General features: G+C 50.1%; 21 protein-coding genes and 2 pseudogenes. 11 read left to right on the forward strand and 12 right to left on the reverse strand.

Going from position 1 to position 23,861, the window contains the following annotated elements:
• Nucleotides 1-133: 133 nt before the first annotated feature.
• From DXB00_RS16900 to DXB00_RS01965, 9 genes and pseudogenes are all read left to right on the forward strand, one after another.
• On the forward strand, nt 134-238 hold the full coding sequence (locus tag DXB00_RS16900; protein ID WP_243107131.1) for a DUF4315 family protein: 105 nt from the start codon (nt 134-136) through the stop codon (nt 236-238).
• Nucleotides 231-1,010, forward strand: a complete 780-nt coding sequence (locus DXB00_RS01930) for a DUF4366 domain-containing protein (RefSeq protein ID WP_119214442.1) — start codon at nt 231-233, stop codon at nt 1,008-1,010. Before DXB00_RS16900 ends, DXB00_RS01930 begins: the two co-directional genes overlap by 8 nt.
• The gene (locus tag DXB00_RS01935) at nt 1,007-3,076 is read left to right on the forward strand and encodes a DNA topoisomerase 3 (protein ID WP_119214443.1); all 2,070 of its coding nucleotides are present in this window, start codon (nt 1,007-1,009) and stop codon (nt 3,074-3,076) included. The genes DXB00_RS01930 and DXB00_RS01935 overlap by 4 nt, the downstream gene beginning before the upstream one ends.
• Nucleotides 3,073-3,846 (forward strand): phosphoadenosine phosphosulfate reductase, encoded by a 774-nt coding sequence (locus tag DXB00_RS01940; RefSeq protein WP_119214444.1) that lies wholly within the window; start codon nt 3,073-3,075, stop codon nt 3,844-3,846. The genes DXB00_RS01935 and DXB00_RS01940 overlap by 4 nt, the downstream gene beginning before the upstream one ends.
• A gap of 1 nt (nt 3,847) precedes the next feature.
• Nucleotides 3,848-5,737, forward strand: a complete 1,890-nt coding sequence (locus DXB00_RS01945) for a DUF3849 domain-containing protein (RefSeq protein WP_119214445.1) — start codon at nt 3,848-3,850, stop codon at nt 5,735-5,737.
• Nucleotides 5,738-5,749: 12 nt separating this feature from the next.
• A complete protein-coding gene (locus tag DXB00_RS01950) occupies nt 5,750-6,943 on the forward strand; it encodes a DNA mismatch repair protein MutS (protein WP_119214446.1) in 1,194 nt (397 codons plus the stop codon).
• Nucleotide 6,944: 1 nt separating this feature from the next.
• A complete protein-coding gene (locus DXB00_RS01955) occupies nt 6,945-7,160 on the forward strand; it encodes a transposon-transfer assisting family protein (RefSeq protein ID WP_008396825.1) in 216 nt (71 codons plus the stop codon).
• Nucleotides 7,153-8,945, forward strand: a pseudogene (locus DXB00_RS01960) (antirestriction protein ArdA). The gene DXB00_RS01955 and the pseudogene DXB00_RS01960 overlap by 8 nt, the downstream one beginning before the upstream one ends.
• Complete coding sequence (locus DXB00_RS01965) at nt 8,942-9,163, forward strand: hypothetical protein (RefSeq protein ID WP_058966976.1); 222 nt, start codon at nt 8,942-8,944, stop codon at nt 9,161-9,163. The pseudogene DXB00_RS01960 and the gene DXB00_RS01965 overlap by 4 nt, the downstream one beginning before the upstream one ends.
• Before the next feature lie 141 nt (nt 9,164-9,304).
• Here DXB00_RS01965 and DXB00_RS01970 read toward each other — a convergent pair whose 3' ends face one another.
• On the reverse strand, nt 9,305-9,634 hold the full coding sequence (locus DXB00_RS01970) for a helix-turn-helix domain-containing protein (RefSeq protein ID WP_015564511.1): 330 nt from the start codon (nt 9,632-9,634) through the stop codon (nt 9,305-9,307).
• A 151-nt stretch (nt 9,635-9,785) separates the two neighbouring features.
• On the opposite strand from DXB00_RS01970, the gene DXB00_RS01975 reads away from it, so the two are divergent.
• The gene (locus tag DXB00_RS01975) at nt 9,786-10,361 is read left to right on the forward strand and encodes an SLOG family protein (RefSeq protein WP_015564512.1); all 576 of its coding nucleotides are present in this window, start codon (nt 9,786-9,788) and stop codon (nt 10,359-10,361) included.
• 276 nt (nt 10,362-10,637) lie between these two features.
• On the opposite strand, the gene DXB00_RS17610 is transcribed toward DXB00_RS01975, so the two are convergent.
• The 7 genes and pseudogenes from DXB00_RS17610 to DXB00_RS02000 form a co-directional block, all read right to left on the reverse strand.
• Nucleotides 10,638-10,763 carry a hypothetical protein gene (locus tag DXB00_RS17610; protein ID WP_305143083.1) on the reverse strand — a complete coding sequence of 42 codons (126 nt, stop codon included), beginning with the start codon at nt 10,761-10,763 and terminating at the stop codon, nt 10,638-10,640.
• 56 nt (nt 10,764-10,819) lie between these two features.
• Entirely contained in the window at nt 10,820-11,248 is a 429-nt protein-coding gene (locus DXB00_RS01980) for a hypothetical protein (protein ID WP_243107134.1), read from the reverse strand.
• A gap of 78 nt (nt 11,249-11,326) precedes the next feature.
• On the reverse strand, nt 11,327-13,375 hold the full coding sequence (locus DXB00_RS01985; protein WP_119214447.1) for an ATP-dependent DNA helicase: 2,049 nt from the start codon (nt 13,373-13,375) through the stop codon (nt 11,327-11,329).
• Between the two features lie 29 nt (nt 13,376-13,404).
• The gene (locus DXB00_RS01990; RefSeq protein ID WP_119214448.1) at nt 13,405-14,796 is read right to left on the reverse strand and encodes an NYN domain-containing protein; all 1,392 of its coding nucleotides are present in this window, start codon (nt 14,794-14,796) and stop codon (nt 13,405-13,407) included.
• A 27-nt stretch (nt 14,797-14,823) separates the two neighbouring features.
• Nucleotides 14,824-16,250: pseudogene (locus DXB00_RS18080) on the reverse strand (type I restriction enzyme endonuclease domain-containing protein).
• A 5-nt stretch (nt 16,251-16,255) separates the two neighbouring features.
• A complete protein-coding gene (locus tag DXB00_RS18085; protein ID WP_243107135.1) occupies nt 16,256-17,962 on the reverse strand; it encodes an HsdR family type I site-specific deoxyribonuclease in 1,707 nt (568 codons plus the stop codon).
• The gene (locus DXB00_RS02000) at nt 17,946-18,797 is read right to left on the reverse strand and encodes an AbiU2 domain-containing protein (RefSeq protein WP_119214449.1); all 852 of its coding nucleotides are present in this window, start codon (nt 18,795-18,797) and stop codon (nt 17,946-17,948) included. Before DXB00_RS02000 ends, DXB00_RS18085 begins: the two co-directional genes overlap by 17 nt.
• Before the next feature lie 125 nt (nt 18,798-18,922).
• On the opposite strand from DXB00_RS02000, the gene DXB00_RS02005 reads away from it, so the two are divergent.
• A complete protein-coding gene (locus tag DXB00_RS02005) occupies nt 18,923-19,516 on the forward strand; it encodes a restriction endonuclease subunit S (protein WP_305143084.1) in 594 nt (197 codons plus the stop codon).
• Here the strand turns inward: DXB00_RS02005 and DXB00_RS02010 are convergent.
• From DXB00_RS02010 to DXB00_RS02025, 4 genes are all read right to left on the reverse strand, one after another.
• On the reverse strand, nt 19,505-20,029 hold the full coding sequence (locus tag DXB00_RS02010) for a restriction endonuclease subunit S (RefSeq protein WP_119214451.1): 525 nt from the start codon (nt 20,027-20,029) through the stop codon (nt 19,505-19,507). The two genes, DXB00_RS02005 and DXB00_RS02010, sit on opposite strands and share 12 nt — an antisense overlap.
• Before the next feature lie 9 nt (nt 20,030-20,038).
• Nucleotides 20,039-21,022 (reverse strand): site-specific tyrosine recombinase/integron integrase, encoded by a 984-nt coding sequence (gene xerA / locus DXB00_RS02015; protein WP_119214452.1) that lies wholly within the window; start codon nt 21,020-21,022, stop codon nt 20,039-20,041.
• A 102-nt stretch (nt 21,023-21,124) separates the two neighbouring features.
• Nucleotides 21,125-22,282, reverse strand: a complete 1,158-nt coding sequence (locus tag DXB00_RS02020) for a restriction endonuclease subunit S (protein ID WP_119214453.1) — start codon at nt 22,280-22,282, stop codon at nt 21,125-21,127.
• Nucleotides 22,266-23,840, reverse strand: a complete 1,575-nt coding sequence (locus tag DXB00_RS02025) for a type I restriction-modification system subunit M (RefSeq protein ID WP_119214454.1) — start codon at nt 23,838-23,840, stop codon at nt 22,266-22,268. The genes DXB00_RS02020 and DXB00_RS02025 overlap by 17 nt, the downstream gene beginning before the upstream one ends.
• Nucleotides 23,841-23,861 lie beyond the last annotated feature (21 nt).

Below are 23,861 nucleotides of genomic sequence, written 5' to 3' on the forward strand. Positions count from 1 at the left end.
GCATGAATCCCAAGTATCAGAAAGTCCTCTCCGACATTGAGAAGGCTGAAAAGAAGAAGTCCGAAATCGAGGTCAGCTCAAGGAGCTGTACGACAAGAAGACAGAGCTGGAAAACCTTGAAATCATCAATACTGTGCGCTCTATGGTGATGGACAAGGATCAGATCATGGCGTTCCTGTCTTCCATGAAGGGCGGCACCAAACCCGCTGAAAATACGGAGGTAATCGACAATGCGTAAGAAGTTTCGTTTTCTGACCGTCCTTGCGGTCTGCGTCATGGTTCTGTCCTGCTTCTCGGTGACGGCGTTTGCCTATGCCGATGACACCGATCAGAACCTTCCGGTCACAGAGGCAACCCAGCCGGAACAGCAGCCCGCAGTCACACCCGCGCCGGAAAAGCCGAAGGGTGAGCCGATTGACGATGAGGGCAACGCCTACACCCGCGACTTGCTCTATGACAAGGCAACCAACAAGCAGTTCATCACTGTCCAGACGAAGAACGGCAACACCTTCTATATCGTCATTGACTACGATGCACCCATCAATGAGGATGAGGAACAGTATCAGACGTACTTCCTGAACATGGTCGATGAAAGCGATCTGCTTGCGCTGCTGGATGAAGACACTGCGGCGGCTCTGACCACCTGTAACTGCAAGGAAAAGTGCGCTGCTGGTCAGGTCAACACCGACTGCCCGGTCTGCAAGACCAACATGAGCGAATGCACCGGCACAGCCCCCGTTACACCTGAGCCGGACAAGGAAGCAGAAAGCGATGTCCCCGCACCTAAGCCCGAAAAGAAATCCAACGTCGGCATGATCCTCGTCATCTTTGCCCTTGCCGGTGCTGCGGGTGCAGCTTATTACTACATCAAGTTCGTCAAGGGCAGAAAGCCCAAGGATGAGGACATGGACTTCTTTGATGATGAAGGCTACGAGGAAGAGCCGTATATCAACGAGGATGAAGAGCCGCAGATCGCGGAGGATGCTGAAACGGATGGTGATGAAGATTGATCTTAGTCATTGCTGAAAAGCCCAGCGTTGCCCAGTCCATCGCAAAGGTGCTGGGCGCGACGTCCCGCAAGGACGGCTACATGGAGGGCGGCAATTACATCGTTTCATGGTGCTTCGGTCATCTGGTGGAGCTGGCAGACGCCAGCTCCTACGATGAGCGGTATGCCAAGTGGCGGTATGACGATCTGCCCATTGTTCCGGAAAGCTGGATGTTTGAGGTCACGAAGGACAAAGCCCAGCAGTTCAAGGTGCTGTCCTCTCTCATGAAGGACAAGCGCGTCACCGAGCTGGTCTGCGCAACCGATGCAGGGCGCGAGGGTGAGCTGATCTTCCGGCTGGTTTACAACAAAGCCGGATGCACCAAGCCCTTCAAGCGTCTGTGGATCAGCTCATTGGAGGACTCCGCCATCCGCGAAGGCTTCCAGCATCTCCGGGATGGCAAGGAATATGACCGTCTCTATGAAGCGGCACTCAGCCGCTCGAAGGCGGACTGGATTGTCGGTATCAACGGCACCCGCCTGTTTACCACGCTCTATCACAAGAAACTGGTGGTCGGGCGCGTCCAGACGCCGACCCTTGCAATGCTGGTGGAGCGTGACGGGAAAATCTCCACGTTCCAGAAGGAAAAGTATTTCAATGTCCACGTCGGCAAGGGCGATTTGACCGCTGATCTGGAAAAGGTCAAAACCAAAGAGGAAGCAAAGAAGATTGCGGCGGCTTGCGAGAAAAAGCAAGCCGTCGTTTCTTCTCTCAAGCAGGAAACGAAGACGGTCAACCCTCCGAAGCTCTATGATCTGACCACCTTGCAGCGCGAGGCTAACCGCTACTACGGCTTCACCGCCCAGCAGACGCTCGATCTCGTTCAGACACTCTACGAAAAGAAGCTCCTGACCTATCCGCGCACGGACAGCCAGTTCATCACGGACGATATGGAGGACACTGCCCGTCAGGTCATTTCCATCGTCTGCCGCCAGCTTCCGCTTTTCTCCGGCGTTTCGGTTACTCCGGACATTGCCCGCGTAACCGACAACAGCAAGGTCACAGATCACCATGCCATCCTCCCGACCGTCCAGCTTGAAAAGCAGGATGTTTCGGCGCTTCCTCAGTCGGAGCAGAAAATCCTCAATCTTATCGGGATGCGCCTTCTGTGTGCGACCGGCGAGAAGCACACCTACGCAGAAACGCAGATCACGCTCTCCTGCGAGGGCTATGCGTTCAAAACCAAGGGCAAGACCATCGTTCAAAACGGCTGGAAAGCCATCGAAGAGCTGTTCAAGGCTTCCCTCAAGACGAAGGAAAAGGACGATCCCATGAAGTCCCTGCCCGAAGTCCATGAGGGTGATGCTCTGGATAATGTGTCCGCCAGCGTCACCGAACACTTCACAACGCCTCCGAAGCAGTACACGGAAGACACGCTCCTGTCTGCAATGGAGACTGCCGGAAACGATCAGTTTGACGATGACACCGAGAAGAAAGGTCTTGGAACACCCGCGACCCGCGCCGGTATCATTGAAAAGCTGGTGAAGTCCGGCTTTGCAGAGCGCAAGGGTAAGTCTCTCATTCCCACGAAGGACGGCTGCAACCTTGTCTGCGTCCTGCCGGAACAGATCACATCTCCCGCAATGACGGCGGAATGGGAAAACACGCTCATGGAGATTGAGCGCGGCAATGCGGATGCAGACGCATTTCTCAGCGGCATTGTCCGGATGACCGGGGATCTCGTGAAAGCCTACCCGTTTCTCTCCGATGCCGAAGCCCAGCGTTTCGGCACGGGTAAGGAGGAAATCGGCAAATGTCCTCGTTGTGGATCTCCGGTCTATGTCGGCAAGGGCAACTTCTACTGCTCAAACAAGGAATGCTCCTTCTGCCTGTGGGAAGACAACAAGTTCTTTTCCAGCAAGAAAAAGAAGCTGACCAAGAGGATTGCAAAGGAGCTGCTGGACAAGGGCTGGTGCCGCGTGACCGGGCTTTACACGCCGAAGAAGCCTCAGCTCTACGATGCGGTGATTCGTCTGGATGACAGCGGCGGCAAATACGTCAGCTTCAAGATGGAGTTTGACCGATGACCCGCCCAAAGTATGTTGCTTCATGCAGCGGAGGCAAAGACAGCGTAGCGACGCTCCTGCTGGCTGCACAGCACAATGAGCCGCTGGACGAGGCGGTTTTCAGTGAGGTCATGTTTGATAAGGACACAAGCGGCGAAGTCCCGGAACACCGGGACTTCATTTATGACCGGCTCAAGCCCTTCTGCGAAAAAGAGTTGGGCATCAAGTTCACCATTCTCCATGCGGACAAGACCTACGATGACGTATTTCATCATGTCATCACCCGCGGGCCTCATAAGGGCGAGGTTCGCGGGTTCGCGTGGGCCGGGATGTGCGCGGTCAATCGGGATTGCAAAATCCCGCCAGTCCGCAAGTTCAATGCTGCGCTTTCTCCGGATACTGTGAGCTATGTCGGCATCGCGGAGGATGAGCCAAAACGCCTTGTGCGTCTGGACGGCGTGAAGAAGGTCAGTCTCCTTGCCAAGTACGGCATGACCGAGGCGGACGCCTACAAGCTCTGTCAGGAACACGGGCTGCTTTCCCCAATCTACGCTCACTGCCGAAGAAACGGCTGCTGGTTCTGTCCCAACGCCAGTGACTCGGAGCTGCTGCACATGGTCACAAAGCACCCGGATATGTTTGACCGGCTGATTGAATGGGAGCAGGAGGATAACATCTTTCATCGTCGGCTGACACGCAGAGAAACCCCGTCTGAGGTAAAGGCTCGTTTATTGAGCAAATCTCAGACGGGGGGTTCTTCTCCCCGAAACAAATCCGAAATGGAGGTTTGAAATGGCTGAAAGCAAAAATGCACAGCAAGTCCGCGAAATCACGGACAAGCTGGAACAGGGCATCAAGGAGCTGTTTGAATCCGAGCGGTTCAAGGAATATCTCCGCACGATGTCCAAGTTCTACAACTATTCCTTCAACAACACGCTGCTCATTGCGATGCAGAAGCCGGAGGCAACCTATGTTGCCGGTTATACCTCGTGGCAGCGCAACTTTGACCGTCAGGTCATGAAGGGCGAAAAGGGCATCAAGATTCTTGCGCCCGCGCCGTACAAGGCGCAGGAAGAGCGTGAGAAGATTGACCCCGCGACGCAGAAACCAGTGATCGGCGCAGATGGGAAGGCTGTCACAGAAACAGTTGAGGTTCTGCGTCCTGCCTTCAAGGTGGTGAGTGTCTTTGATGTTTCCCAGACGGACGGCAAGGAGCTTCCGGACATCATCGTCGATGAGCTGAAAGGCACCGTCGAAAACTACGAGGCGTTCTTCGACGCGCTCAGGCAGGAATCTCCCGTCCCTATTTCCTTTGAGGACATTCCGGGCGGTGCAAAGGGATTCTTCTCGCCGGTTGAAAGCCGCATTGCCATTCAGGAGGGCATGAGCGAAATCCAGACGGTCAAAACCGCCATTCACGAGATCGCCCACGCAAAGCTCCACGCCGTCAAGCCGGACGAGAAAGCCGCCCCCGAAGACAAGAAGGATCGTCACACCAAAGAGGTTGAGGCGGAAAGCGTTGCCTACACCGTCTGCCAGCACTACGGCATTGAAACCTCGGACTATTCCTTCGGCTACATCGCCGGTTGGTCATCCGGCAAGGAAACCAAGGAACTGAAAAGCTCTCTGGACACCATCCGCAAGACGGCGGCTGAGATGATCGAGGGCATTGACGCCAAGCTCAAGGTGCTGCTGGCAGAGAAAGCACAGTCCGCAGAGATGGAAGTCGAAGCTCCCGTAAAGGAAGCTGTTCCGGAGGAAAAGCCGGAAGTCCCCATTTACCGCGAGACGGCGAATTATGCCTATGAAGCCGGTGAGCTGGAGTCATATCGTGCTTCTCTCGCTGCAAACGTGGAATGCCGCCGTGCGATTGAGGCGGCAATCAGCTCCAACTACGGTGATAACCGGCTGGATGCGGATGCTGCCGTGAAAAGTGTCCTTGAGCAGTTCTCTCCGGAGCGTGTCCGATATGTCCTCGCAAACACCATTCAGCAGAAAGACTTTGACGGGCGTATTCCGCAGCCCCTCAAGGAATGGGCGAAGAACGTTGAGGTCTGCCCGGAGAATGCCTCTCGCTTCCTTGTGGATAAACCCAATCCCGGACTGACGGCACTTTTCGTGGATGCGTTCCGTCAGCAGACCGAACCCCAGAAGGAAATCACTTCTGAGAAAACAGAGGGAAGAGACCCGGAGGTCGTTGCATGGGAGAACGATGAGATTACCTCTATTGAGGTAAAAACCGTGGAGGTCAAGTCTCCCTTTGCTCCCTTACCGGAGGAAGCGGCAAAAGCACCGAAGGGACACCGCCTGACTGCCGAAGAGAAGGAAATCAAAGCCGCCGTCATGGACACGCTCAAGGGGCAGATTGCCTATCACAATGACGGGATGCGGGCTTCCTACCGCGCCTCTAACCACTCCTTCAATCTGCTGGCACGGAACGGCGTCAAAATTGAGGGCAACACGGTCACGCAGAACGGTGAGCCGCTGTTCAAAATCCATCGCCGTCATGCGGCACGGAAAACGCAGGGCTGTTATCGTGAACTGATGCCGACGCTGGAATACGTCAAGCAGGAGCAGAAACAGGAAAAGCCCTCCATCCGTGATCAGCTCAGGACTGCCGCAAAACAGCAGCCGGAGAAGAAGTTACCGGTCAAATCCAAAACGCACGACATGGAGTTGTGAGAAAGGAGACGCATGAAGAAATATACAGATGTTGACATCGTTGCGGAGCTTCAGAAGCTCGTAGACAGTCATGTAGACAGCTACAAGGAAGACTTCGACATCGACAAGCGCATCATCCGCCGCGCTGCCGAAAGCCCGAATCCCGAAGAGAAAACGCTGATGTGGTTCTGCCGTCCGCATGGAACGCACTGCCTCAATGAAAATCAGGTCTTTATTCAGGGAACGCGGGATCACAACACCTTCCGTTTTTACGCGGAGCAGACCTACGACGAGTGCATTGCCCGCATCATCATCCCGAAAGCCGTTAAGCGCGGCAAGGTCTTCGGAGATGTCTTTGAGATCAACTACCGGGAACAGGCGGCAAATGTGGCGCAGAACTCGGTTGCGTCGGATCATGACCGGCTAACCTTTGCAGATGGCTTTGTGCTGGACGCGCCCTGCCGCAGCAGCTTCGATGCAGCAATGGCTCTGGTCGGTGAGCATGGCGGCGTCAAAACCCACCAGACGCTCCCGAAGGACGCGGAGCCGCTGGCAGAAGTGCTGTCTAAGCAGAAAAGCCGCCGTGACAGACTGCCGGATGCAGAAAGGACAGAGGCGCTTTCGCCTCTGCCCGTCGCAGAACTCCGCAAGTACGAAGCGGTCAAAAAGGCGCATCCCGACGCGCTGGTTTGCTTTGCTCAAAACGGCTATTTTGAGCTGTACGGCAAGGATGCTGAAAAAGCCGCGCCGCTTCTCGGCACAAAGCTCCTTGAGAAGAAGGTACGCGGCAAGCCCTTCATGCCGGTGACTGGCTTCCGTGAAAGCGCGTGGGTAGCCGGTTCTCACAAGCTCTGGAAGTCCGGGGCGGATGTCTTTCTCAGCAAGGACGGCGAGACCTTCAAGGAACTCAAAGCCGCAGATTACATTCCTGTCGGCGCGACGCTGAATGTGGACGGAATCAAGTGCAGAATTGACGCGGTTGATTTTGCCGCTGATGAAGTCCGGCTGACCAACATCGAGGACAAGAACCGCCCCATCCGCTTTTCTGAAAGCATCCAGTATGTCCGCTCCTATGTGGAGGATGCCGGAACTGCCATCTACGACACCATCCCGAAGAAGCCCGCTGCCCGTGAATCCATCCGCGACAAGCTGAAATCCGCGCAAAAAGCCCAGCCGCCTCACACACCGAAGCCGCAGAAAAACAAAGGAAAGGATATGGAACTCTGATATGAAAAACTTTACCGTGGAAGAAATCAACCTGATGTGCTGCTTCAACACGTCCAGCCGGAAGCGGCTGATCGACGATATGAAGAGCGTCACCCTGAACGACATGGACGGCGAGATCGCAGAGCTGATGTATAAGACCGTCCGGAAGCTCGAAGCCATGACCGATGCTGAGTTTGAGGAACTGTATATCATGCCGGACGGCATGGTAGATGACTGAAAGGAGGATGCCTATGCCCGTATTAGACGGTGATTTTGAAGCCTTCGTCACGAACCTTGGCAAGTACAACGAGGGTATGCTGGTCGGTGAGTGGGTGAAGCTGCCCACCACAGAGGAAGAGATGCAGAAGGTCTTTGAGCGCATCGGGATCGGCAAGCAGGATGATTTCGGTCAGCCCTACGAAGAGTGGTTTATCACTGACTACGAATGCCCAATCTATGGCGTTCAGAAGATGCTTGGCGAGTACGAGAGCCTTGATAAGCTCAACTATCTCGCCGCCTTGATTGACGAGCTTTCCCTGAGCGATCAGGAAAAGCTCGTTGCCATTATGGAGGCTGGCTGCGATGAGGTCAGCGACATCGACGATCTCATCAACTTGACGTTCAATTTGGACTGCTACGACATCATGCCCGGTATCAACGACGAATCCGACCTTGGCTATTATTACGCCCACGAAGCCGGTATTTACTCCGAAAAGGATCTCGGTCCTCTGGCAAATTACATCGACTATGAACGCTATGGGCGCGACATTGCGATGGATGAGCAGGGACGCTTCACTGATGAAGGCTATGTCCGTGTTGCAAGCGAGAGGTGGGACAGGCAGTTTAACGGTGAGCTTGATGATATTCCCGATGAATACCGGATCACCGGCTCAGGGGAAGCCACCGAGCGTGACAGCACCATCGCCGTTCTCATTGTTGAGCCGGGAAAGGAGACTTATGTGAAGGAGATTGACTCCGGTCTGGAGTCCTTGCAGCATGAGGTCGGCGGTTACATCGAGGCAATTTATCCCTACGAAGACCCTGTTGCCTTAGTCTGCAACGAGGAAGGCAAGCTGGAAGGTCTGCCACTGAACCGCGCTCTGCGTGATGAGGACGGTGACATCTACGACGTTGTTGCCGGAACATTCTTGGTAGTCGGCTTGACGGATGACAGCTTCGGTTCTCTGACCGTAGAGCAGATGCAGAAGTTCTCCGACCTCTTCAAAGTTCCGGAGCAGTTTGTTAAGTTGGGCGATAAGATTGTTGCGATCCCCATGATCTCGAAGGAGCAGCAGAAGCAGGAGAGCGTTGAGCAGAAGGACTTTGAGATGAATGCCGACACCTCCGGTCTGACGGTTGCCGGTCACATCGGGACGTGGCACACCATTGACCAGCACGAAGTCGGCGGTCACAGCTTTTATCTGATGGAGCATGACACCTACGGCGATGAAGCTGCTTGCATCATCGTCGATGAGCGCGGCAAGCTCGTCCTTGATGATGTCTACAACGGCTTTGACGATGACACACTCCGCCTTCTTGACCTTGAAGTCAAGGAAGTGCCGGAAATGCCCGATCCCGCGCTCTCCGTTCAGGATATGAAGGACTACGGCTACGCATGGCTGGTGTTCTTCCCGCTGGTCAGGAGGCGGCTGAGAAGGCTTTGGAGAAGGGCTGCGAGGTTTACCGTCTCTATTCCGATAACACCGAGGGCTTGTGTGTAGATGCAAAAGAGATTGCCGATCATGCGGCAAAGGGCGGAATGCTCGGTATCAGCAAGGAAAGCTGGATGGCGGCTCTTGAGAAGGAAAACTACCTCAAGGCAGCGGAGATGTCGATGGAGGATGACTACGGCATGATTGACGGAATCATCAACAACGGTCCGAAGGAGGGCAAGACCGCAGAGGTCAAAGCCCCCGAAAGGGGCGAAAAGTCCTCCATCATGGACAGGCTCAAGTCCGCAAAGGCTGAAAAGCAGAAGGAATGCTGCCCTCCCCAAAAGCACAAAGGAGAGATTGAGCTGTGAGCAGAAGTCAGAAGTGGCGGCAGGAGTGGTCGTTCTTCATAGGAGATAGCGGACGCCGGAAGTATAACCGCTTCTGCGTCCGCTGCGTCCATAGCTGCAAGCAGAGCTTCCGTGCGGATCTCATCGCCTGTCCGCACTTCTCCCGCAAGGCATCGCGGTGTAGACAGTTAGGGGTCGAAAAAGCCTGTGATTGCAAGCCTCAGAGCGACGAGGAATGACCGCCCAGTGTGATTATATTCCCCGCACAGTTCCAGCAATAGAGCGAGAATAAGGTCGATTTCGGCACTTGTTTGAATGCCCGGAAAACAAACCAAGAGCCTCTGTCGATGCCCGTTTTGGGCGTGGCAGAGGCTCTTTTTTTATGACATATTCAAAATAGCGGACAGCAGCTCTTGAACCTGTTGCCGGTATTCCGGCTTTATATCCGAAATACGTCTGGCAAGCGCAAGGGCTTCCGCTTCTGGCTCCTCGGTCCCAAAGATAATTCGGTCCGCACTGACGCCCAGCAAACGGCAAAGACGCTGCAAGGCTTCAAGAGAAATACCGGAAGCACCACGCTCAATAGCGCTCAGGTGATTCGGCGTCATGCCAAGCATTTCTGAGAGCGTGTCCTGCGTATAGCCCGCCTGTTCTCTTGCCACTTGAATATTGCCGCCGATTTCAATATTGATGTCCTTCTTCTCTCGCATAGCCTCACCACCTTTGCATTTAGTGTACCTAACGGCGGTGTCATTATCCACGGTACGCCGTCGTTGATTTTACTAACGACAATGCGTTGACTGTCCGTGATGAGGGTGATAGAATGGAGTTACCTACCAAAAGAGTGAAAGAAGGGGTGTCATGTCACGCATTATTGAGTTTAGAAAGTCTGCTCAAAAAGCTGCAAAGCAATCCGTTCAAGGCAAGACTTGTGCGTTTACCGGTCATAGACCGCAGAGTCTTCCGTTCGGCTTTGATGAATCCGATAAGCGTTGTACTTCTTTGAAATCTGTTATGCGGGATCAGATTGTAGCACTCATCGAGAACGAGGGCGTCACGCATTTTATTACCGGCATGGCTCTTGGCGTCGATATGTACGCTGCGGAAATTGTACTCGATTTGAAATCAAAATACCCTCACATTACTCTGGAAAGTGCAATCCCTTGTGAGACACAAGCGATCAAATGGTCTGTGGCTTCACGGGAACGGTATTATAATATCGCGGCAAAGTGTGACAAGGAGACCATGCTGCAACGGGAGTACACGTCGGACTGCATGGACAAGAGAAATCGGTACATGGTCGATCACGCCGATTATATTCTCGCAGTATGGAATGGATGCCCCAGCGGTACCGGGAACACCGTGAGATATGCCCACAAAAAGGGCAAATCTATCATCGTTATCAATCCGGTTTCCCTTGATGTCACGCGGGAATAAGGCAAAAATCCCACTCCTGAATCAAGAGTTGTGAAAACCGTGAAGTATTTCCCGATAGCGAATACACATTGCACTACTCGGTGATTATTGGAAACGTGTACGGCGTATGCTGCCCAGTGAACATCTCCACGGAACGCATCGAATTTTCACGGCTTCGTAAAACGGAAAGTGTCACCTTATGAACAGTCCCTTGCCGAGAGAAAAATAAATCGCTGGAAACGGGAACGCCCCCGGCACTGTGCGTCTGGCACAGTGTCGGGGGCGTTTTTCCGTGTCTTAGTTATGAGCCAGTTCATTTAGGAGCAGCTTTCGATAGTCCACATCCAAGACGCAGCGATGGAAGTCCATCAGACGGTGTTCGTCGAACAGCTTTTCACAGAGCTTGGTCAGCGGATGATTCATCAGCTTTGCAGAAATGCCAGTCTCGTTGAAAAACCTTGCCCATGTGAAGACCTCTTCTAAATCCTCCTGCCCAAGCGTGGCAGGATGATGGCGTTGCAGAGACGGACAATGGGGCTGTCCGCAAATCGCTCTGCGACTTCCTCCGGTGTGCATTCATAGCGGTCACAGTCAAAGGAAAGCGCATCCTCAATTTTAAGATAATTTTCGGTTTCATCCCGCGTCAAGGTTATGGTGTAGTCTCCCATACCGGACGGCACATCAATATTCTCCATGACATCAAGCTCGTAACGGGAGCCGCCGATGATCGCCTCAAAGGAGAAGGACTGACAGATTACTGCTGGGTTCTTGTCTATCTTGTCCTCATTCAGAAAGGACAGCGGATTGTACTCTGTTAGTTCCCAGTCGATTTTTCCTCTCTCTGTTTGCTCGGCAATCTGCTGGATCAGATGTTGTTCTTCTTCGTGCAGATTTTCATTGTACAGCATGATACACCTCCGTTTTCTGATTGTCGTTTTTTGGGGGGGGGCTGCTCTATGTTTCCGAAGAGACTGCCGTTTGTATCATCATTCCTTGGCTGAGGGCAGACCTTCGTAAAACTTCCTAAGTTCGCCCAAACTGCTTGTCCGATTTTTGATAGGCAGGGAGTCCCATGTAATGTCATGATAGCGTTCCGGCGGCTCATCCCGCAGTCTTCGGTCGATGATGCAGACAATGCCGGTGTCTGTGAAATTGCGGATCAATCGCCCGATGCCTTGCTTGAGCTTGATAATCATTTCGGGAACGCGAACATCCATCAGAGCATCCTTAGCAACGGAACACTTATACTCGATAATCGGATCGGGGACAGGGAACGGAAGCCGGAAAATGATGACATTGGAAAGGCTTTTTCCTTCAATGCTGATACCTTCCCAATATGCACCCGTCCCCAGAAGCACGGAGTTCGTATCTTCCTTAAACTCATTCAGCACCTTGTCCTGCGACGATCCCGGCTGCTGCATCAAGATTTTGTACGGAAGATTTTTCTCACTGAGAATGGAGTAGACCTCTTCCATGTCGGTCTTTGCCGTAAACAGCACGAGTGCCTTTCCGTTGGAAATGCTCAGGATCTCAAGCAGTCGCTCCACACCCTTTTCAATGAAGGCTTCATGTTCTCTGGTCGGGTGCGGGAGATCGTCGCAATAGTAGATCATGGCGTGTTCATCGTATGGATATGGGGAAGGCTTTGGCTCGGATAAGCAGCCGCGGTCACCAGCGGGAAAGCCGGTATTGCTGATAAAGTAAGAATACTGTTCTTCCAGAGACCCGCTCGTGGCGTTCGTCAGCGTGGCAGAGGTCAAGATGGTTCTTTCATCACCATTGAAGTATAGGCGGCTCACAATTTCTTTTGTGTTTTTAGGGCAATAGACGAGTTCCGTGTTGCTGCCGTGCTGCTCAATCCAGATCAGCATATCGTCTATCTGGTCAAGAAGCTCTGAAAGGGACTCGCTGACGGCATCCAGATCATCAGAGGCAGCAAAGGAACGGTTGTTTCTGAAATCCATGCTGGAATAAATCTGAATGCTGGACGAAAGGTTGTGTATGGCGGCGTTCATCTCGGTAAGCAGTTCAATCGCACTGCCATTGTTGTCGAAGAAAAAGCGGTCAGCGTAGCGCATATCCTGTTCTGCCTCGTTGATCTGCTTTTGGACTTGTGCTTTCAGGCAGTTATAGAAGGCGATGATTGCGCTCTCTGCCTCTCGCTTTTCACCGGACACACTGCTCTGGTCAAAGGATCGCAGCTCATAGAATGCGCTCTTAATCATTCCAAAGAGCATACCTTGCCCGAAACGCTCCGTTGTGGCACTCCGCACCTTATCATCCAAGTTGTGTGCTTCATCCACGACAAGCAGATCAGCGGCGGCGTTAATCAGCCCTTCCTGACCGCGCCGGAGTTTCATGAGATGCTGGGTTAGAAAATCCTGATTGCACAGTACCACTCCATCCGTAAACTTTAATGCTGCGCGGACTTTGTAATACTTGCACTTCTTTTCACAGGAGCTACAATTCTTCATGCTGAACCGCTGCACGTTTACCTTGTCCCAGACTCCTTGCGGCAAAACCTCCGGGAAATCCTTGCGTTCCTCATACCCTTGCTTGATTCCTTCTTTGAGCGCGTCCGGTGGGTCTGCTTTCGGGTCACACATATACTCATCTGCGCGTTTGTTGCAGAGATAATGGGTCTGTCCTTTTGCGAGGATAACATCTCTGTTCAGCCCAAGAAGGGGCATTACCGCGTGGACATCGCGCCAGAGCTGCTCTTGAAGCGCAATGGTCGAGGTTGCGATGATAACCGGCTTGTTCATGCGTTTGCTGTACAGCAGCACCGGCACAAGATAGCCAAAGGACTTTCCAATGCCCACGCCAGCTTCAATCGCAAAATGCTGATCGTTTATGAGGGCGTCCACAATCTCAAAGGACATATCCTGCTGCCCTTCACGCATTTCCAAGCCATGCTGCGGGGCTTCATCCCAAAAGAAGGTGCTGACTTTCTCACTCATGGAGTACAGCTCTGCTTTTCTGCGCTTTTTCCGTTCCTCCGATGTATTGAATCCAAAATAGAATCTGTTGTCCATCCACATTCCTCCCGGAATAGAAACCAAGGCTATCCGCGTTTCAGTTCAATGCTGACGTTTCCGTTCTCGTCGATAGTCAGCGTCATGTGCCTGATGTGCTTCTCATAGAACTGCCGCCGCTCTGCGGGAGACATTTCGATCCTCGTGTTTCGCAGAGCTGCATCAAACATATCGTTGACATTCAGGTGAACGGAGTTGTCAATCCAGCGGTACATCTCCTTGAACAGTGCGTTTTTCTTGATGTCCTCGCTGTTGCCGGAGTAGAAGTCATCCAGATAGCAGTAGAATATCCCTGATTCTGCAAGTGCTGCCTTCATATCCGGTCCGCATTTTTCCCGCTCAATCATGACAAGGAATCTGGCGTCCGGTAAGGAAGAGATCAGCCCCCAGTAGTCGGAATCGCTTGAGACGATGACGAAGGAATCCACTTGCTTCTGGTAGTGTTCCTGACAGGCTCTTGCGGTGAGCTTGATGTCTACCAGTGATTTGTTCTGCTTGATCCGCTCAATCATGATATGTTCAACGGGGATGCGGGTGTAGTTTTCAAGAATCCGCCATGCCGTAGCGGTGTGTACGTCATCAAAGAGAATGATCGCCGTAATCTTCTGCATGACCTCATAATCAAGGTTTTTGAGCGTGGCGCACAGCTTGTACGGGTCAGAGTTTTCGCAGTCCACTACCAATACGGTCTTCTCACTGTCATCTATGAAGTCGTAGATATTGTTTTTTACAAAAGCCCCTGCATCGGAGACTTTACTGTATTCCGTGAAGGCGTCGCAATGCCATTGATAAAGCAGGGTAGCAAACTTCTTATCATTATAGAGGACATTGCCCTCGTCCATCGGTACCCAGTTGATATACATTTGATAGGGGTAGTAGGAGAGACTTGCGTAATAGATGTCCGCAGCATCTTTCGTTCCGTCCTCTGTCAAGCCGTTTGGCATAATGAACAGCTCTTTTATGTACGTCCAGTTAATCCAGATTGGAAAGAGGCTTTTGCAGTTGTTAATGCGGTCTGAAATCAGCCGGTTGATCTCGATAATGTGGTGGCATAGCTTTGTACTCGACTTTTTGATAAAGCTGATTCCGTCGTTTGAGAGCTGCTGCATACTGGAAGCCGGAATGATCTCCGGCATTGAAAGCAGCCCACGGTATTCCATCCGCATGATGTCATTTATTTTCCGGTAGTTGCGCTCAATGGCGGTGCGGATGATACATAGATTTCGGATAATGCGGGCATTTTTATCCTGCTCAAGCCGGTTGTATATCTCTATCTTCGGCGGCTCGTGTTCATTTTGAAAAATACGGAGCGGGACGCCGATCAGGTAGGCAACCTTTGACACAAGCTCATAGGTGCTGTCTTTGTAGGCAATCTGCTCTCCGGCATATTCGACGCCATTCAACATGACTGAATTGCCCATGATCTACTCCTTTCGGTGGAACGCGAGTTATTGAGCGTACTTTTTGAAGTTTTCAGCTTGTTCCAGAACCTCCTTGTAGACATCATCAATGGTTACGGGGGGATAGTCAAATTCATCCAGTAGCAAAATGAGGTCAACTTGAAGATTTGCCTTAATGTCATCACGGGTAGACCAGTCGGTGTATTTAGCTTTGTCATCGACAATGATCTTAATCCGCTTTGACAATTCAATCATCTTATCGTCCGGGTACTCGAACTCGTACTTCTTGGCAACCGCTTTGAGGATGTCATAGAAGGCTTTTTCTTCATAGTCAATCCCCATACCCTTGAAGGAGTCTTTTTCCTTTTTGAGTTCTTCAAGGAGCTTTGCAAGTTGTTCCGCTACATCGTCAAGAACTTCGTTAGCGAAAGCCTCATCACGACGGCGATTGTTGTACTCATCAACACCCGCTTGAGGCGGTCTGAGAACTCCATGCCCATAATGCGGTTGACTTTTTTATACTCATCAATCGCTTGAGAAAGAAGCCTCTGCAACACCTTTATCTTTGTGTTTGGAAGTTGGATTGCATTGATCTTATCCAGATACTCGTCACTGAAAATATCAACAGAGATGTGCTTTCCCGTCTCAAACAGTTCCTCTATACCATCAGATTGAATTGCACCTTCAAGAAGTTCACGGACACGGGCATTCATTTGTGAAATGTCAGGGGCATCACCCTTTGTGAGTTTGAAAAGAATAGAGCGCACAGCACAGTAGAAGTGCAGATAGTCCTTTTCTTTATCAGAGATAGCCTCACTTGAACTGCATAGGTTGAACGCTTGTTTCATGCGTTTGACTGCCGCCATAAAGCGAGTTTCCAAATCTTCCGTGAGCTGTACATACTCAACAGCCCGATTGAGGCAAGCAAGCTGCTCTTTCGGTGAGCCGTTGAAGTAATCCGTGCTATTGAAGTTGTGGAACATCTGAGCCAAGACATCGAGCTGGTCTTTAACAATCGTGATAGACTGCTCGACGCCTTCAAACTCATCGCTCTCAAAGTTGGTGTATTTCTTGAGGGCGAGATTCATGTTTTTCTTAATGCCGATGTAGTCCACGATCAAGCCCTTGTCCTTGCCGGTATAGACGCGGTTGACGCGGGAAATCGTCTGGATAAGGCTGTGCTGCTGGATGGGCTTGTCGATGTAGATTGTGTCGAGTGCCGGTACGTCGAAGCCGGTAAGCCACATATCAACAACGATGGCAATTTTGAAGTTTGATTTAACGTTCTTAAACTGACGGTCAAACTCCTTGCGGTCATCTTTCGTTCCCAGCATTTCATAAAGCTCAGGCTCATCATCTTTATTTCGCGTCATGATGAGCTTGATCTTCTCGATGGGTTTGAGTTCCTTTTTCTCTTTTTCCGTCAGTTGAACCCCGTCAGGGCAAACCTTTTTCTCTGCCCATTCCGGTCTCATTCCAACTATAATCTGATAAAAAGCGTATGCATCTTGCGATTAGAGCAGACAAACATTGCTTTTCCTGCAACGGTAGCTCCTTCGGCAACGCGGGTCTCATAGTGGTTAATGAAGTCCTCCGCAACTGCGTGAAGTCGGTCAGGATCACCGATGATCGCATCAATATGAGCAACCGCCTTCTGGCTTTCCTCAATCTGATGCTCATTTGCGCCTTCAACAGCACAGCGGTCATAATAATCTTCAATTTCCCGAACCTTTGCCTGATCAAGAGTGACCCGTGCAGCGCGTCCGTCGTAGACAAGGTTGACTGTGATACCGTCTTTAACCGCCTCTGTCATTGTGTAGGCATCGACAACCGGACCGAAGACTTCAATCGTGCCATCTACGGGCGTGCCGGTGAAACCGACATAGGTAGCATTGGGGAGAGAATCGTGTAGGTACTTTGCGAATCCATAGCTTCGCTCTACACCTTCGGCAGTGACCTTGACTTTCTGATCGAGGTTTATCTGACTACGGTGTGCTTCATCGGATATGCAGATCACATTCGCTCTATCCGTCAGAAGCTCCAAGTCCTCGGTGAACTTTTGGATGGTGGTCATGTACACCCCACCGCTTGTCCTGCCTTGAAGTTCCTGACGCAGTTTTTCGCGGGAATCAATGCTCACAACGGTTTCGTCACCAATGTACTTCTTGGATGCTACAAACTGCTTTGAGAGCTGGTCATCCAAATCCGTTCGGTCGGTAATAATCAGGATTGTAGGGCTATGGAAGAAGGTACTCTTCATAAGCATTCTTGTGAGGAAGAGCATAGTATAGCTTTTTCCGCAGCCTGTCGCGCCGAAGTATGTGCCGCCCTTGCCGTCCCCCTCCGGTCTGAGATGTGCCTTGATATTCTCAAACAGCTTGACCGCAGCAAAATACTGAGGATAGCGGCAGACGATTTTGATGTCCTTGTCCGAGCTATCAGGGAAATAGACAAAATCCTTGATGACTGCCAAAAGCCGTTCTTTGCGGAACAGTCCGCTCACCATAGTTACAAGGGAATTGATGCCGTCCAATTCCTTATCGTCAGCTTCAATCTTTCTCCACGCATAGAAGAAGTCATACGGGGAGAAGAAGGAACCGTATTTATTATTTGCACCATCGCTTATGACGATGAAGGCGTTATACTTGAAGAGTTCAGGAATATCACGGCGATAACGCACGGTAAGCTGAGTATAGGCGTCCATGATCGTTGTGTTTTCTTTGACTGCGCTCTTGAACTCAAGCACAACAACAGGAATGCCGTTGATGAAGACGATCCCGTCCGGTATGCGTAGCTGGTTGTTGATGCCTTCAATTTCAAATTGATTGACGATCTTGAACACGTTTTTCTCTGGCTCATCAAAGTCAATCAGCTCAATGTAAATGTCTTTCTTTGTGTGATCCTCACGGTTGAAGATGAAGCCGTCACAAATCATTTTGCAGACTGCTTTGTTTGCTTCGTAGATCGTACCGGAAATAGACCTCAGGCGAAGGATGATGCTATCAACTTCGCTTGGGGTAAGTCCCTCTGAGGCATACCTGTTCAGGAGGTATTTCCGCAGATCGTCGATAAGCAGAACCTCAGAGCGTTCACGGTGGATCTGCTCACCATTCAAATAGATATACCCTTCATCTTGAAACAAATCCATGATGGACATTTCAAGAGAATGCTCATTGAAGTTCGCCATTATCATTTCCCCCTAACTGCCTCTGCATTTCTGCTTCAAAGGCTTTTTCACTTTGCTGGAAGTCGTACTCCTGATACTTCAAACCCAGACGTGCCAGCATGAGTGTACCTTCCCAGTCATCAATGTTTGAGTATTGCGTTGCACGGTTTACGTCTGTGAGAACACCGAGGATCAGCCCTGTACAATCGAGTGCAAAGTCTATCATTTCCTGTATGTCCGGATATAAAATAGGATGACGATCCGTTAGGTTCTCGTTGCTCAATATACGCTGTTCATCGTTGTGGGCGTAGAGCTTATTCCGCTGCATTCGGATATTCTCTCTCTTTTTGCTTAACGCATTGAAGCGTTTCTGATACAGAGCTAAGAACTCTGGAAATGTCAAATCCACCCGAACCGGAGCATTTGCGGCATCAGGAATATCAAACACTGCAAAGAGCTTTCTGTCGCTCTCAACCTGATCCTTGAAGAAACGCTCTTCCTCTGGCTTGAGCTGATGCTGATACGGGATTTGATAGGAAAATGCTGTCCCATCATGCTCTACGGTCATTGTTTCTCTGTACGTCGGAAATAGGTCTTGATTTTCCGCGCATTTGGCAAGGAGGGTGCCAATGGACACAACGCCATTTGAGCTATCATACAGTTTGGCGATCTCCATAAAACAGGCTTTCATCAAAGCTCCGTGAATCGTTTGATAGAACGCTGGTGACATCTTCATTTCTTCCGCGTATTCACGCTGGTTCTTACGATACTGCTGCAAGATGAGGTAATCGGCATTTGCGTCAAAAGCTCCATGATGAAGTTCCTCGGCAATTTTGATCAGCGTTTCCTTGTCCATTTTCATCCCTCCCTTCGTAGGTAAATGATAATTTAGCGAAGACAATCAAAGCTGTCTTCAAATCTTGGTTTCTTGACTTTGATGCTTTTGATGGTGTAGAGCTTGTACAATCACAGTATGGTCTTATCCCGAACGGCTGGCATTATGAGTTGCTTGGCAACCTTTGTGATTGTGTTACTAAAGGAACCACACCAACCACATTAGGCAAAGACTTTGCAGATACGGGTATCAATTTTATCAAGGGCGAAAGTATCAACGATGACCATAGTTTTAATAAGACTCTGTTTGCCCATATTGATGATGAAACTGATGAACTCCTTAAAAGGTCGCGTATCTATGTGAATGACATTGTTTTCACGATTGCTGGTACGCTTGGGAAATTCGCCTTAGTTGATAGCTCTGTTATTCCTGCTAACACCAATCAAGCAGTAGCAATAATTAGAACGAGCAAAATCATGCCTGCAATGCTGTATAGCTATTTCATTGGCGAATGGCAGGTCGAGTTCTATAAGAGAAATACGCAGCAAGCTGTTCAAGCCAATCTTAGTTTGGGAACAATTAAGGATTTGCCCATTTTGCTCCCTGACAGTAAAGGGCAGGATCACTATATGCAGCTCGTAACCCCCTTAATAGTGGGAATGCAGAACAATTTCTCTGAAATTGAAAGACTGTATGAGCTGCAAAATCAGCTCCTTGCTCGGCTTTCATCAAGCCGCTAAATTATCATTTATCCGCCGCTTTAGCTCAATCCGCTCCGTAATGGTCTGATACGCCTTCACAATGCTGCGCTGTTTGTCAATAGAGGGGACAGGTAGCTCTACCTTGCACATTTCATCCCAGTCCATTATTTCCCGGACGCTGCCGTGAGACTTAAAACGTGCGTAACGATCAAACTCCGGTCTGCTGAACCAGAGCATTAGGTATTCAGGTAGTAGCTCGTTTTCATCTTTCACTTCAAAAACGGTATAGATATTGCTGACAAGACCCTCATCATAATCCGTCAGAAGAGCAATACCAATTTTGTCTCCACGCCGAGAAGTATCTGGAATGTAGGTAAACTGCCCCCGTTTGACTACCTTGTATTTCGTAAAGTCGGTACCAACCGTGTTTGCAATGGAGGGAATGAACATCTTTTGGACGGAAACACCTAAAAGGTTTTCCTCTTTTCCGTCTGTGTTCCTGACATCGACTTGGCGAATAAAGTCTCCAAGCAGCCTATATCCTTCTTTCATTGTGACACCTCACCCTATGTATTTTCTGTGTGCCAGCTTGACATTTTGCTGTTTAACCATAGCATAGTGCATGGTCGTGTCGATCTTCTGATGCCCTAAGAGCTGCTGGACTTGCTCTATGGGCATTCCTTTGTCTATGGCGGATGTTGCCAATGTTCTTCGGAACTTATGTGGGTGGACACGAGGCAGATTCAGCCTTTTCCCCAGTTCTCGAAGCCGTCTTTCAACACCGCCGATCTGCAAACGGTCATGCGGTGCGGTCAGCGAGACAAACAACGCTGAACAGGTGTCTGTACGGCTCTCCAGATAGTTTTGGAGATGGATTTTTGTCCTGGCATCGAAATAAACGATCCGTTCCTTGCTTCCTTTTCCGAAAACAACGCACTCTCGCTCATTAAAGTTGATGTCATCGCGGTTAAGGGTAACCATCTCACCAACACGCATTCCGGAGGATGCAAGAAGGTCTATCATCGCAAGATCGCGGACATTGCAGCAGTTGTCCCGCATGATTTCCAAAGTCTCATCTGAATAAGTCTCCTTGATCACCTTCGCTGTTTTGACCTTATGTATGCGGCGAACAGGACTTTTCACGATATAATCTTCATCCTCCATCCACGAGAAGTAACTGGATAGAATCCTGCGAATGTTATCAATCGTGACCTTGCTGGATTTTCTTTGCGTTTGGTAGTCCGTGAGATACTGACGCAAGTCTTCTGTGGTGATTTCCTGCGCCAATTTCCCGATGCCGGACAGCATTGCAAAGATGGTCTGGCGATAGTAGTTCAGCGTCTTTTCTGAGCAGCCCTCTATTCGCTTGGCTGTGATAAACAAGGAAACCGTGTCTACGCCTTCACTTACATCAGCAGCTTCGTCACGATGGACGGTTACGCCGGTCAGTGCCTTCTCAAGTACAACTTGAAGCTGCTTGAGCTGTGCATTGTTCAGATACGGAAGCATCTGTCGCTGCACTTCTTGAATTAGTTGTTCTTTCATTATCGTTTCTCCTTTGTTTTAACTCAGAGAACGACAATCAGTGGCAGTTCCTTGTGGTAAAACTCTCGCCACTGGTGAGAGTTGTGGACTGTAAATGATAATTTAGCGGCTTGATAGTTGCGACAAAAGTAGCTGCTGCATGACATTCAGCCGCATAATTTCCTCTGTGTTCCGGATGACAGATTCGTATAGCCCACGCGCCTTAATCTCAAAATCTTGTACTTCTTTTGTGGGCGGAACCGGAATTGAGAAAGACTCCATTTCCTGCTTGTTAATTGCCTCTCTGGTCGAACCAGACTGGGCGATTCCCATGAGTTTGCCTTTGTTTTCGGCAGAGCAAAGCGTTGTCATGATGTAATAGCTCATTGGCATAGCCGTTTTGGGACGCAATATCATGACGTGCTGATTTACACGAGCAGGAAGAACATCCGCTGGAACGATGCAGCATCGTGTAACCGATACGCCAGTTATATTGAAAAGGACATCATTTTCCTCGACAATCACATTTGAGAGTTGGTCTGCTTGTTCATCAGAAATATGAGCAAGGTCATCGTAGGAAAAGGCGTAATCAAAGACATTTGTGCTTCGGACAAGTGAAACACCTGACTCCTGATAGGCTGTTTTTCCGCCTTTCGGTGTTGCACCACTTCCAATTTTAGAGCAAAGTTGTTTCAGCGGGGCAGTCGGATATATTCTGCCACCCTCAATAAACATCCTGCGGTAGATTGCAGTAACGGTCGCAACTAAATTATCATTTATCTCCTTCTTCATAGCAATTCGCCTTGTGATTGCCCGATAAGACTCAACAACATCAAGCTGTCGCTCGTAGGGCGGAACCGGGAGCTGAATGCGACAAAGATCATCCCATGTAATTCCGCCTCGAACACTGCCGTCCGTCATGAACCAGCACTCGCGGTCAAACTCCGGTCTACGAAACCACATCATCAAATACTCTTCATTTAAGACATCGCGGTCAATAATCTCAAACATGAAATACGCCGGAGAAACTATTGAGGCGTTGTCTTTCTCATAGAGCGCAATCGGAAGACGTTCATCGCGTCCAACGTGCATTGGGTTACAGGCAAATAACCCCTTGCTGATCAGTTTATACCGACTCAAATCTGTGCCAATTACATTTGCGACGGAAGGCATAAACTCTTTGTCGATGCTTATGCCAAGAACAGTGCTGGTGACTTCCTCGGAGTTTCGATAATCAACAAGCCGAATGTGTTTACCAAGAGGTTCATAATTCGATTTCATAGCCCAGCTCCTTAAACACGGTCAACAGGTCTGCCTTTGACTTTTCTTCTGCAATGAGCAGATCACGCAGTTCACTTTGCAGCGTCTTCATTTTTGTATCAAAGTCGATGTTCTCATCGCGGTTTACAAACTCAATGTAACGGCTCGGAACAAGGGTAAAGCCCTTTTCAGCAACCTCATCGAAGGATGCGCTGTAACAAAATTCAGGCACATTCTGATAAGTTTCTTCATAGCCTTCCTGCTGCCATGCGTGATAGACGCCCGTGACTTTTGCACGGTCTTCTTCTGTCAGCTCAATATACTTCTTTTCATAAGGGCTTCCCATTTGCCGCAAGTCCATGAAAAGGATCTCGCGCTCACGGTTACGGAAGCGTTTTACCTCTCCGTTTTCTTCAACCACACGAGCCTTTTTATTCTTGTTCAGAATCCAAAGCGTAACGCTGATGTCGGTGGTGTAGAAGAGGTTGCGGGGAAGGATGATGATTGCTTCGACGAGATTGTTCTCGATGAGCTGACGGCGGATTTTCAGCTCTGTACCATCGTCAGATAGTGCGCCGTTTGCAAGCAGGAAACCGGCAACACCGTTCTGAGAGAGCTTTGAAACAATGTTCAGAATCCAGCCATAGTTTGCGTTACTCGTCGGCGGAACTTCATAGCCGTCCCAGCGCGGATCATCAATCAGCTCATTATCACCACGCCATTCTTTCTGATTAAAAGGCGGGTTTGCCATAATGTAATCTGCCTTGAGGTCCTTGTGCTGGTCATTGGTGAATGTGTTCGCTGCCATTTCTCCGAGGTTTGCAGAGATGCCGCGAATAGCCAGATTCATTTTGCACAGCTTGTACGTCGTGTTTGTATATTCCTGACCATAGATAGAGACCTTCTTCTTGTTGCCGTGATGTGCCTCCACGAACTTCATTGACTGCACGAACATACCGCCAGAACCGCAGCAAGGGTCATAGAGAATACCGTCATACGGCTCGATCATTTCCGCAATCAAATTGACAATGCACTTCGGCGTATAGAACTCGCCCTTACCTTTGCCTTCTGCAAGTGCAAACTTACTCAGGAAGTATTCGTAGACTCGTCCGATAATGTCATTCTCTTTATCGCCGGTGTTGATCTTATCAATCTCGTCCAGCAGTGATGCCAGCTTTGCTGTGTCGATGTGAAGACGTGAGTAGTAGTTGTCCGGCAGTGCGCCTTTCAGTGCGGGATTCGCTTTCTCAATCGTATAGAGGGCGGTGTCGATTTTCAGCGCAATGTCATCCTGTTTCGCATTCTCCATGATGAAAGACCAACGGCTGATCTCAGGCAGGAAGAACACGTTGTCCTTCGTATAGAAGGCAACATTGTCAACAAACTTCTCACCGTATTTTTCAGAAATAGCTTTCCTTTGTGCCTCAAACTTATCGCTGGCAAACTTCAAGAAGAAAAGGCTGAGAACGACGTGCTTGTATTCTGCTGGTTCAACAGAACCACGAAGTTTGTCTGCGGACTTCCACAGAGCTTCCTCCATAGAAATCTCCTTCTTCGGTGCCGATGCGGCTCGTGCCATATCAAAATCCTCCCTATGTAT

Source organism: Butyricicoccus sp. OF10-2 (assembly GCF_003481925.1).
Classification (GTDB): Bacteria; Bacillota; Clostridia; order Oscillospirales; family Butyricicoccaceae; genus Agathobaculum; species Agathobaculum butyriciproducens.